At 63.1% G+C, this 9,940-nt stretch carries 11 protein-coding genes; 2 read left to right on the top strand and 9 right to left on the bottom strand.

The window, feature by feature from the left end:
• The first annotated feature begins 359 nt into the window (after positions 1 to 359).
• Positions 360 to 1,232, top strand: coding sequence for an aldose 1-epimerase family protein (locus GSQ88_RS03205; protein WP_159005918.1), 873 nt, complete (start codon positions 360 to 362; stop codon positions 1,230 to 1,232).
• 63 nt (positions 1,233 to 1,295) lie between these two features.
• Here the strand turns inward: GSQ88_RS03205 and GSQ88_RS03200 are convergent, their stop codons facing one another.
• On the bottom strand, positions 1,296 to 2,069 hold the full coding sequence (locus GSQ88_RS03200; protein ID WP_159005917.1) for an MBL fold metallo-hydrolase: 774 nt from the start codon (positions 2,067 to 2,069) through the stop codon (positions 1,296 to 1,298).
• Between the two features lie 77 nt (positions 2,070 to 2,146).
• Between GSQ88_RS03200 and GSQ88_RS03195 the strand changes: the two genes are divergently transcribed.
• Positions 2,147 to 3,046 carry a LysR family transcriptional regulator gene (locus GSQ88_RS03195; RefSeq protein WP_159005916.1) on the top strand — a complete coding sequence of 300 codons (900 nt, stop codon included), beginning with the start codon at positions 2,147 to 2,149 and terminating at the stop codon, positions 3,044 to 3,046.
• 44 nt (positions 3,047 to 3,090) lie between these two features.
• Here GSQ88_RS03195 and GSQ88_RS03190 read toward each other — a convergent pair whose 3' ends face one another.
• The 8 genes from GSQ88_RS03190 to coxB form a co-directional block, all read right to left on the bottom strand.
• Entirely contained in the window at positions 3,091 to 3,849 is a 759-nt protein-coding gene (locus GSQ88_RS03190) for an SURF1 family protein (protein ID WP_502706679.1), read from the bottom strand.
• On the bottom strand, positions 3,849 to 4,238 hold the full coding sequence (locus tag GSQ88_RS03185; protein ID WP_159005914.1) for a DUF983 domain-containing protein: 390 nt from the start codon (positions 4,236 to 4,238) through the stop codon (positions 3,849 to 3,851). The genes GSQ88_RS03190 and GSQ88_RS03185 overlap by 1 nt, the downstream gene beginning before the upstream one ends.
• Before the next feature lie 71 nt (positions 4,239 to 4,309).
• On the bottom strand, positions 4,310 to 5,164 hold the full coding sequence (locus GSQ88_RS03180; protein ID WP_159005913.1) for a cytochrome c oxidase subunit 3: 855 nt from the start codon (positions 5,162 to 5,164) through the stop codon (positions 4,310 to 4,312).
• A gap of 103 nt (positions 5,165 to 5,267) precedes the next feature.
• Complete coding sequence (locus GSQ88_RS03175) at positions 5,268 to 5,900, bottom strand: cytochrome c oxidase assembly protein (protein ID WP_159005912.1); 633 nt, start codon at positions 5,898 to 5,900, stop codon at positions 5,268 to 5,270.
• A 12-nt stretch (positions 5,901 to 5,912) separates the two neighbouring features.
• Positions 5,913 to 6,077 (bottom strand): cytochrome c oxidase system small membrane protein, encoded by a 165-nt coding sequence (locus tag GSQ88_RS03170; protein WP_159005911.1) that lies wholly within the window; start codon positions 6,075 to 6,077, stop codon positions 5,913 to 5,915.
• 18 nt (positions 6,078 to 6,095) lie between these two features.
• Positions 6,096 to 7,034, bottom strand: coding sequence for a heme o synthase (locus GSQ88_RS03165; protein ID WP_159005910.1), 939 nt, complete (start codon positions 7,032 to 7,034; stop codon positions 6,096 to 6,098).
• A gap of 58 nt (positions 7,035 to 7,092) precedes the next feature.
• Positions 7,093 to 8,712, bottom strand: a complete 1,620-nt coding sequence (gene ctaD / locus GSQ88_RS03160) for a cytochrome c oxidase subunit I (RefSeq protein WP_159005909.1) — start codon at positions 8,710 to 8,712, stop codon at positions 7,093 to 7,095.
• Positions 8,713 to 8,805: 93 nt separating this feature from the next.
• On the bottom strand, positions 8,806 to 9,645 hold the full coding sequence (coxB, locus tag GSQ88_RS03155) for a cytochrome c oxidase subunit II (RefSeq protein WP_159005908.1): 840 nt from the start codon (positions 9,643 to 9,645) through the stop codon (positions 8,806 to 8,808).
• Positions 9,646 to 9,940 lie beyond the last annotated feature (295 nt).

Below are 9,940 nucleotides of genomic sequence, written 5' to 3'. Positions count from 1 at the left end.
CTTTGCCGTCCGCCTCACGCGCCGTTCGTCAAAAGCGCATCCGCGTCCATCGCTCCCCGCCCCAACGTCAGTGACGATGGCCAACGCCCCCTCTCTCGGGACGGGATGGCGAGGAATAAGCAACTGAGTTGGGTCTGGAGTCAAGAACAATTTCTGAAAATCAGAAATCATGTTTGGGATGTGAAGGCATGGACAGGGCAAATCAGATTGAAGCGAGCCAACAAATTCGATTTTGCGCGCATCGCCCCGATAGGGCTCGCGAAGTGCCGCTTTTCCCGCTCGTGTGGCTCGTAGATATCAGCCGATCGCGCTAATGTTGTCGATGTCGCGCGGCGTTCGCTGCGGCGGTGGAGAGAGACATGAAGGACGAGATTCATACGCTGTCGAGCGGCGGGATGTCGGCGATCGTCGCGGCCCACGGCGCCGAGCTGCAATCGCTGCGAAGCGCCGACGGCCACGAACTGCTCTGGCAGGCGGGACCGCAATGGCCGCGCCACGCGCCGTTGCTGTTTCCGATTGTCGGCCGCCTGAAGAACGACGAACTGCGTCATCAGGGCAAGACCTATCCGATGACGCAGCACGGCTTTGCGCGCGATCAACGGTTCAATTGGGTCGAACGCGGGCCTGGCCATTGCACGCTGGCTTTGACCGACAATGCCGAGACCCGCAGCCGCTATCCGTTTGCGTTCCGGCTCACGTTGCGCTTTTTGCTCACGCCGTCCGGCCTGGAAGTGAGCCTCGAAATCATCAACACCGGCGACGACATGCTGCCGGCGTCGATCGGCGCGCACCCGGCATTCAACTGGCCGCTAACAGGCGGGATCGAGAAGGAAATATATCGCCTGACGTTCGCCGACGACGAACCGGCGCCGATCCGCCGCTTGCGCGACGGCCTGCTGCGGGCAGCATCAGAGCCGAGCCCGATCGAGGGCCGAGCGCTGGCGCTTGGCGAGCAGCTGTTTGCCGACGATGCGATCATCCTGGACCAGCTACGCAGCACGTCGGTGCGCTATGCGGCCGATCACGGTCCATCGATCGAAATGTCCTGGCAAGGATTTCGCCAGCTTGGCGTGTGGTCGAAGCCCGGCGGCGCGCCGTTTCTGTGCATCGAGCCCTGGCACGGTTTTGCCAGCCCGATGGATTTTGACGGCGAGTTCGCCGCCAAGCCCGGCGTGATGCAGATTGGCCGCGGCGAAAAGCGCGTGCTGAACTATCGCATTGGCTTAGGCTAGAGCCTTTTCCGTTCCGATGGAATCGGAACGGGGCTCCAGTCTTTTGTTTTGATCAGCGCGGCATTATTCAAATCGCACCGGCTTGCCGCGTTCGAGCGCGGTCAGCCGGGATGCCGCGCCAAGCACGGCGAAGGCGGCGGCGAGTTGGTCCGCGCTCTCCTTGAAATGGACCCAGCCCTCATTGTGACAAGCAATGATCGCCGCATTTGGAAACGCGTGCGCGGCTTCCAGTGCATCGTTGCTGCCCATGGTCATGTGAAACCGCCCTCTCGGTTCGGCGGCGCCCGCGAACAGCATCACCACTTTTGGCGAAAAGCGATGCGCAACTTCGGCCGTTCCCTCGTACCAAACCGTGTCGCCGGTGATGTAGATGGCATCCCCCGGCTGCTCTGTGCCCACCAGAAAGCCGACGACATCGCCGGACAAGGGTTCGATCCCGACCGGACCATGACGTGCCGGGGTTGCGGTGACGAACAGCCGCTGCCCGTTTCGTCCGGTCAGGGTGCGCGTTTCGAACGGCGCGAGGCCGAGCGCATTGCCGCCGAGGCGCTTGGCGCCGGCCTGGGTGGTGAAGGTCACGGCGACGGACGGCAGCATGGCGCGCCCGGAATGATCGAGATTGTCGAGGTGATGATCGTGGCTCAGCAGCACCGCATCAAGCGGACCGATTTCGTCCACCCCAAGCGCCGGGCCGGAGGTCTTTTCGAAATGCACCGGCGTCTTCTGGTAGAGACCCGGCGGATCGAAGGTCGGGTCGGTGAGGAGACGCAGGCCGCCGACCTCGATCAGCGCGGTCGGTCCACCAATCAGCGTGACAGTCACGTTGGGCGCAGCCATGTGCGGTTTCCTCTGCAAATTCAGCCGGAACCGAATAGCCAATCGCCGCCTGTGATAAAATTCGCTATTGTCACGCAATGGCTGAGCAAATTCGCACAGAGGCCGATTGGGAAGATATTCGCGTGTTCATCGCGCTGGCGCGCCATGGCAGCCTTTCGGGGGCTGCGCGCGCGCTCTCCGTCAATCACGCGACGGTGGCGCGGCGGATGTCGTCGCTGCAACAGACACTCGGCGAAACGCTGGTTGAACGCCGGCCGAATGGCTACGTCCTGACGGCCGCCGGCGATCGCGCGCTGGCCGCGGCCAACGATATGGAGACGGCCGCGGCAGCCTTGAGCCGCGGCGGCGCGGATCAGACCGCCAAAGGATCGGTCAAGGGATTGGTCCGCATCAGCGCGACACCCGGTATGGCACAGGGTTTCCTCGTCAGCCGGATTGCCAAACTCGTGTCGCTGTACGCAGGGCTGGATATCGAGATCGCGACCGACGTTCGTACCGTGAGTCTGGAACGGCGCGAGGCCGATATCGCCTTGCGGTTCGGACGTCCCAAGGACGGCGACCTCATCGCCAGGCACGCGGTGACGTTCGGCTATGGATTCTACGGTTCAGCCGAATGGCGCCGCCGTATCAAGCGCGGCGCGGCCCTCGTCATGATCGGCTTTGACGAGGCGAGCGCCCACATTGCGGATGCGCAATGGCTGGCACGCCAGTTCCCCCGCGCGCGGGTCGCGCTGCGGACAGACAATCAATTTGCCCAGGCCGCGGCGGCCGAAGCCGGCGCGGGCATCGCCCTGCTGCCCCACTTCATCGGACGGGCCAATCACGCGCTGGCGCCCTGTTTGCTCGATCATGCGCCACCGTCCCGCGAACTCTGGCTGGTCACGCGGCGGCAGGACGATAAGGAAATGTCGATCAGAACCGTGACCGAGTTCCTGATGCGGATCTTTGCCGACGAGCGTCGGCTTTTCGAAGCCTAAGGCCTTCACGGGGTGGCCGTCCGCCTCCGCGACCGGCAAGTCGTTCACGACGACGCGCGTCGCTGCGCGCGCCACCACACCGCGAACGCGATCACCACGGCGCCGGCGAGCGCGAACCAGGTGATGGCGTATTGCAGGTGATCGTCCTTGAGATGAACCTCCAGCGCGCCGGGCTTCGGGATGCCGTTGGCGGGTACCGGCGCTTCCAGGTCGATGTAGAACGGCGCGACCTTGTCCCAGCCGAGCGCCTGCGCCATCGCGAGGTGATCGCGGGTGAACCACAGCCGCTTGGCGCGATCTTCCGCGGGCGTCAGCATGCCCGCAGATTCCGGAAACCGGATATAGCCGTTCAACGTGACCGGCTGACGGGTGATGAGCTGCGCCACCGCGCGATCCTGCTGAGCACGATCCGGCATCGCGCTCGGCACGAAGCCCGCATTGACCACGACGATTTCACCGCTCGAAAGCCGCGCCGGCAGGAAAGCCCAGGCGCCGGGACTGGAAATGTCTGAGCGAATAGCGGAGCCGGAACTGTAGACCATCACGTCGGGGGCGGCGTCGTAGGTCGCCTGAAACTGCACGCGGCGGAATTCGTCATGGGCCGCAGTCAGCGCACCCCATTGCGACGGCGGCGGCAGGGCGCCGGGCGCCTCCGCGAGCCGCTGATCGAGGGCTGCGATCAGCGCGTGCTTCTCGACCCGGCGCTGCAATTGCCAGATCCCGAGGCCGACAAACGCGACCAGCATCACAGCGGTGAAAATGGCGAAGCCCGCGACGGGGCGCGGTTTTGCGGAAGCAGCCATCATTTCGGTTCGCTATCGATCAGCCGGCCTTCAGCGGCCTTGTGATGGTATTGCAGCGCGATCAGAAGCGCCTTCATCGACCGCATCGGCAACAATGTGGTCGCAAGAATCAGCGGCAGCCACAGCACCGCGTGGACCCAGAACGGCGGCTGGTATTTGACTTCGACGATCAGCGCGCAGGCCACCACAATGGCGCCGGCAATCATGATGATGAAGATCGCAGGCCCGTCGCCGGCGTCGATGAAGGCATAATCGAGCCCGCAGGCCTCGCAGCTCGGCCGCAGGTCGATGAAGCCGCTGAAGAGTTTGCCCTTGCCGCAACGCGGACATTTGCAGGCGATACCGCGCATCGCACTCTCGAATACCGTGGGTAGATTCTCATCCGACATTTGGCTGTTCCAAAAAGAAAAAAGGGCGGCCGCACGGCCGCCCTCCATAGGTTGCATCAATGACGGCAGGCCTATTCGGCGCCGATCAGCCGGCCGCCGCCGGTTCCCCAGACATAGATGCAGATGAACAGGAACAGCCAGACCACGTCGACGAAATGCCAGTACCAGGCGGCGAATTCGAAGCCGAGGTGCTGGGTCGGGGTGAAATGCCCGGCATTGGCGCGCAGCAGGCACACGATCAGGAAGATGGTGCCGACCAGCACGTGGAAGCCGTGGAAACCGGTCGCCATGAAGAAGGTGGCGCCGTAGACATTGCCGGCAAAGCCAAACAAAGCGTGGCTGTACTCATAGGCCTGCACGCAGGTGAAGGTGGCGCCGAGCAGGATCGTCAGCAGCAGCGCGTATTTGAGACCCTTGCGGTCGTTCTCGAGCAGGGCGTGGTGCGCCCAAGTGACCGTGGTGCCCGAGGTCAGCAGCAGCAGCGTGTTCAACAGCGGCAGATGCCAGGGATCGAACGCCTCGATGCCCTTGGGCGGCCACACGCCGCCGAACAGCGCGTCGCGGGTGGCGTGCACGGGATCGCCGGGGAACAGCGACGAATTGAAGAAGGCCCAGAACCAGGCCACGAAGAACATCACCTCGGAGGCGATGAACAGGATCATGCCGTAGCGGTGGCTGATCTGCACCACGCGAGTGTGGTCGCCCTTGTACTGGGCTTCGCGGATCACGTCGGTCCACCAGCCGGCCATGGTGTAGAGCACGCCGATCACGCCGATGCCGAAAATGATCGGCGCCGCGCTGGTCATATGGTGCATCCAGGTGATCGCGCCGATCGCCATGATGAAGGCCGAGACCGAGCCGATGACCGGCCATGCGCTCGGATCGACGAGGTGGTAGTCGTGGTGCTTGACTTGCGCCGTAGCCATTGCGGTCTCTCCGTTAGCGGTGCCGGTGTTAACAGGCACGTGTCGTCTCAAAAACCAATTTCGCGATCGAGGAATGCGGGGATTGCGGCCTGCATTTCGGCGATCAGAAGTTTCCCTTGCGTTTGTCCGGCTCGCTCGCCGCCACCGGCGTCGGCGCCGGATCGCGCACGGGATAGAAAGTATAGGACAGCGTGATGGTGTTCAGGCCGTCATTGTCGCTGTCCTTGACGATGGCAGGATCGACATAGAACACCACCGGCATCTGGCGGGTTTCGCCCGGCGCCATGGTCTGCTCGGTGAAGCAGAAGCAGTTGATCTTCTGGAAATACGCCCCGACCGTCAGCGGCGCCACATTATAGGCGGCCTGCCCGGTGGTGGTTCGCGCCGATTGGTTGGTCACGGTGTAATAGACGGTGACGACTTCACCGATCTTGATGTTGATTTCGGTCTGTTCCGGTTCGAACTTCCAGGGCAACCCGCCGGCGACGTTGGAATCGAAGCGCACCGCGATCCTGCGTTCCAGCGGCGCCCCGGTGGGGGCGGATTCGGCGACCTGGGTGGTGCCGTTGAAGCCGGTGGCGCGGCAGAACCAGTTGTAGAACGGCACCGCGGCGTAGGACGCGCCGACCATCAGCACCACGACGAAACCGCAGATCGCGGCCACCGTCGCGTCGCGGCCGAGGCGCGGCGCCGGCTTCGGGGCTTGGACAGGTGGTTGCGAGGGCTGGGTGTCCATCAGGTGAGCCAATCACAACGGCCGGACGAGAACCGCCGGCCCCTTGACCAAGGTGACGGCGAAGAACAACACGACCAGGACACCGAGCGCCAGCGCGATGGCGACCGAACGCTGGCGGCGGCTTTTAAGCTGCACTTCGGTGAGCACAATTCCATCTGGCTTCCGCTTGTCGTCCATTGGCTCGCCATGCGCCCCCTACCAGATCGACGGGACGAGGGCGCGCACCACGACCTCGAGCAGCAAGGTCGCAAACAGCCCAAACAAATACAGGATCGAGAATGCGAACAGCTTGCGGGTCGCGCGCAGCGCCGCGCTGCCGACGCGATGCCGGTAGACGTTGATCGCGAACCCGAGCATGCCGGCGCCGAGCACCAGCGAGGTAACGCCGTAGACCGCGTCGAAATAGCCGAGCGGCCAGGGCGCGGTCGCGATCGCGACCAGCACGATGGTGTAAAGCAGGATCTGCAGCCGGGTTGCGTCCGGGCCGGCGACCACCGGCAGCATCGGCACGCCGGCGCGCGCATAGTCGTCGTTGCGAAACAGCGCCAGCGCCCAGAAATGCGGCGGGGTCCAGAAGAAGATGATCAGAAACAGCAGCAGCGGCTCGACCGACAGCGATCCGGTCGCCGCCACCCAGGCCACCACCGGCGGCAAGGCGCCGGCGGCGCCGCCGATCACGATGTTTTGCGCGGTCCAGCGTTTCAGCCCGATGGTGTAGACCACGACGTAGAAAAAGATCGTGAACGCGAGCAGCCCGCCCGCAAACCAGTTGACCAGGATACCGAGCGTCATCACCGAGAAAAACGCCAGCGTCATTCCGAACGTCAGCGCTTCCGGACGGGTAACGCGGCCGCGCGGAATCGGCCGGTTGGCGGTGCGCGACATCAAGGCATCGATATCGCTCTCGTACCACATGTTGAGCGCGCCCGAGGCGCCGGCACCGACCGCGATGCAGAGGATCGAGGTGAAGGCCAGCACCGGATGGACGTGGCCCGGCGCGATCACGAGGCCGACCAGCGCGGTGAAGATCACCAGCGACATCACCCGCGGCTTCAATAGCGCGATGTAATCGGCCGGAGCCGCCTCGGAAATCCGGGGCGACAGCTCGATGGTGTTGTGATCGACAACCGTCACGACAGGTCTCGCTTCTTCTTAGAGAGCCGCGGCGCGGTCAGCGCGCCGCGCATTGGCGTCACTGCACGCGCGGCAGCACTTCGAACTGGTGGAACGGCGGCGGCGACGACAGCGTCCATTCCAGCGTGGTCGCACCCACACCCCACGGATTATCGGCGGCCTTCTCCTTGCGCACGAACGCATCGATCACGCCGTAGATGAAGATCAGCACGCCGAAGCCGGAGATGTAGGAACCGATCGAGGATACAAAATTCCAGCCCGCGAACGCGTCGGGATAATCGACGACACGGCGCGGCATGCCGGACAGGCCAAGGAAGTGCTGCGGGAAGAACACCAGGTTGACGCCGATGAAGGTGAACCAGAAGTGCAGCTTGCCGATCCGCTCGGAATACATGTAGCCGAACATTTTCGGGAACCAGTAGTACCAGCCGGCGAAGATCGCGAACACCGCGCCGAGCGACAGCACGTAATGGAAATGCGCGATCACGTAATAGGTATCGTGCAGCACGCGATCGACGCCGGCGTTGGCGAGCACCACGCCGGTGACGCCGCCGAGCGTGAACAGGAAGATGAAACCCACCGCCCACAGCATCGGCGTCTTGAACTCGATCGAGCCGCCCCACATCGTGGCGATCCAGGAGAACACCTTCACACCGGTCGGCACCGCGATCACCATGGTGGCGGCGACGAAATAGGCCTGCGTCGCCGAAGACATGCCGACGGTGTACATGTGGTGCGCCCACACCACGAAACCGATGCCGCCGATCGCGACCATCGCATAGGCCATGCCGAGATAGCCGAACACCGGCTTCTTCGAGAAGGTCGAGACGATCTGGCTGATCATACCGAAGCCGGGCAGGATCAGGATGTACACTTCGGGGTGGCCGAAGAACCAGAACAGATGCTGGAACAGCAGGGGGTCGCCGCCGCCTTCGGGAGAGAAGAAGGTGGTGCCGAAATTGCGATCGGTCAGCAGCATGGTGATGGCGCCGGCGAGCACCGGCAGCGACAGCAGCAGCAGGAACACCGTGACCAGGATCGACCACACGAACAGAGGCATCTTGTGCAGGGTCATGCCCGGCGCGCGCATGTTGAAGATCGTGGTGATGAAGTTGATGGCGCCGAGAATCGACGAGGCGCCGGCCAGATGGATCGAAAGGATGGCGAAATCAACCGCCGGACCGGGATGGCCCGTGGTCGACAGCGGCGCGTACATGGTCCAGCCCGTGCCGACGCCGTTACTGCCCGGCTCACCCTCGACGAAGGTCGAGATCAGCAGCAGCGCGAACGCCGCCGGCAGCAGCCAGAACGAGATGTTGTTCATGCGCGGGAACGCCATGTCCGGCGCGCCGATCATCAGTGGCACGAACCAGTTGCCGAAGCCGCCGATCATCGCCGGCATCACCATGAAGAAGATCATGATCAGCCCGTGCGAGGTCGCGAACACGTTGTAGGTATGGGTGTTGTGGAAAATCTGGATGCCCGGATACATCAACTCGGCGCGGATCGCGATCGACATCGCCCCACCGATGACCCCCGCGATGATCGCGAACACCAGGTACATCGTGCCGATGTCCTTGTGGTTGGTCGAATAGACGTAGCGCCGCCAGCCGGTCGGGTGGGCGTGTTCGTGGTCGTCGTGGGCGTGATCGTCGTGAGCTGTTGCTGCCGTTGCCATTTTCAAATCCTGCCTTCAGTCCCTTGCAGACTTTGTCCAGACCTTGCGGTCCCGTCGCCCTTGTCCCGTCGAAGCGCTGTTGGGCCAGTTGGCCTATTGCGCCGCTGCGGCCACCGAGGCGAACGAATTCGCCGGCACGGCTGCATATTTCTTCTGCGCGGTCGTAACCCAGGCCGCGAATTCCTGATCGCTCACCACCCGCACTGCGATCGGCATGAAGGCGTGGTCCTTGCCGCATAGCTGAGAACACTGGCCGTAATACATGCCGACCTTGGTCGCCTTGAACCAGGTCTCGTTAAGGCGCCCCGGGATCGCGTCGATCTTGATACCGAAGGCCGGGATCGAGAAGGAATGGATCACGTCGGCGCCGGTGGTCTGGACCCGCACGACCTTGTTCACGGGCACGACCATCTCGTTATCGACGGCAAGCAGCCGCGGCTGCTTGTCGGTCGCCAGCAGCGAGTCGAATTCGAACTTGCCATTGTCGGGATAGGCATAGCTCCAATACCACTGCTTGCCGGTCGCCTTGATGGTCAGGTCGGCCTTGGGAACGTCGAGTTCCTCGAACAGCAGCCGAAATGACGGCACCGCGATACCGACCAGGATCAGCACCGGAAGCAACGTCCACGCCACCTCGATCAGCGTGTTGTGGGTCGTCTTGGAGGGGATCGGGTTGGCCTTGGCGTTGAACTTCACCACGATCGCGATCAGCAGCCCCAGCACAAACAGTGTGATGATGGTGATGATCCAGAGCAGGATGTTGTGGAACGAGGTGATGGTGTCCATCACCGGCGAGGCCGATCCCTGCAGCTTGTATTCCCACGGCGCCGGCTGCCCCAATTCGGCGAATGCCGTCCCGCCGGCCACCAGCGTAACCCCGGCCACCGCTAATCCCAGCAACCGCCGGCCGATCCGGCCCTTCGACATCTTCATGCCGTTCGCGCTCCCATCATAGTATCCCAAAGCGATAGTACCCCTCAGCATTCCGCCGGATGGCAGGAAATGCCGCACGACCCGCTCCCCGACAAACGGCCTTCGAACGTACTCTAAAGGACACTTCGGAAGTGCACTTCAGAAATAACCTGGGCCAGATCGTTAGAACGCGTCGAAATCCAGCCTCTCAAACCATAATTCTCAGCCTCTCGCAATGCAGTAGTAAGGCGTGGACCGATGCATCAACGCTTACCCTGCCGCTGTGACATTTTCCCGTGAAATCAGGCCAAAGCCG

The sequence above is a fragment of the Bradyrhizobium sp. S69 genome, from assembly GCF_009766005.1.
GTDB lineage: Bacteria > Pseudomonadota > Alphaproteobacteria > Rhizobiales > Xanthobacteraceae > Bradyrhizobium.
The sequence above is the reverse complement of the archived record's forward strand: the minus strand, read 5'-3'. Positions and strand labels throughout refer to the sequence as shown.

What these genes read in the sequence shown, in the direction of transcription:
- GSQ88_RS03205 (WP_159005918.1), top strand. Translation starts at nt 360, where the DNA reads ATGAAGGACGAGATTCATACGCTGTCGAGCGGCGGGATGTCGGCGATC.
- GSQ88_RS03200 (WP_159005917.1), bottom strand. Translation starts at nt 2,069, where the DNA reads ATGGCTGCGCCCAACGTGACTGTCACGCTGATTGGTGGACCGACCGCG.
- GSQ88_RS03195 (WP_159005916.1), top strand. Translation starts at nt 2,147, where the DNA reads ATGGCTGAGCAAATTCGCACAGAGGCCGATTGGGAAGATATTCGCGTG.
- GSQ88_RS03190 (WP_502706679.1), bottom strand. Translation starts at nt 3,849, where the DNA reads ATGGCTGCTTCCGCAAAACCGCGCCCCGTCGCGGGCTTCGCCATTTTC.
- GSQ88_RS03185 (WP_159005914.1), bottom strand. Translation starts at nt 4,238, where the DNA reads ATGTCGGATGAGAATCTACCCACGGTATTCGAGAGTGCGATGCGCGGT.
- GSQ88_RS03180 (WP_159005913.1), bottom strand. Translation starts at nt 5,164, where the DNA reads ATGGCTACGGCGCAAGTCAAGCACCACGACTACCACCTCGTCGATCCG.
- GSQ88_RS03175 (WP_159005912.1), bottom strand. Translation starts at nt 5,900, where the DNA reads ATGGACACCCAGCCCTCGCAACCACCTGTCCAAGCCCCGAAGCCGGCG.
- GSQ88_RS03170 (WP_159005911.1), bottom strand. Translation starts at nt 6,077, where the DNA reads ATGGACGACAAGCGGAAGCCAGATGGAATTGTGCTCACCGAAGTGCAG.
- ctaD (WP_159005909.1), bottom strand. Translation starts at nt 8,712, where the DNA reads ATGGCAACGGCAGCAACAGCTCACGACGATCACGCCCACGACGACCAC.
- coxB (WP_159005908.1), bottom strand. Translation starts at nt 9,645, where the DNA reads ATGAAGATGTCGAAGGGCCGGATCGGCCGGCGGTTGCTGGGATTAGCG.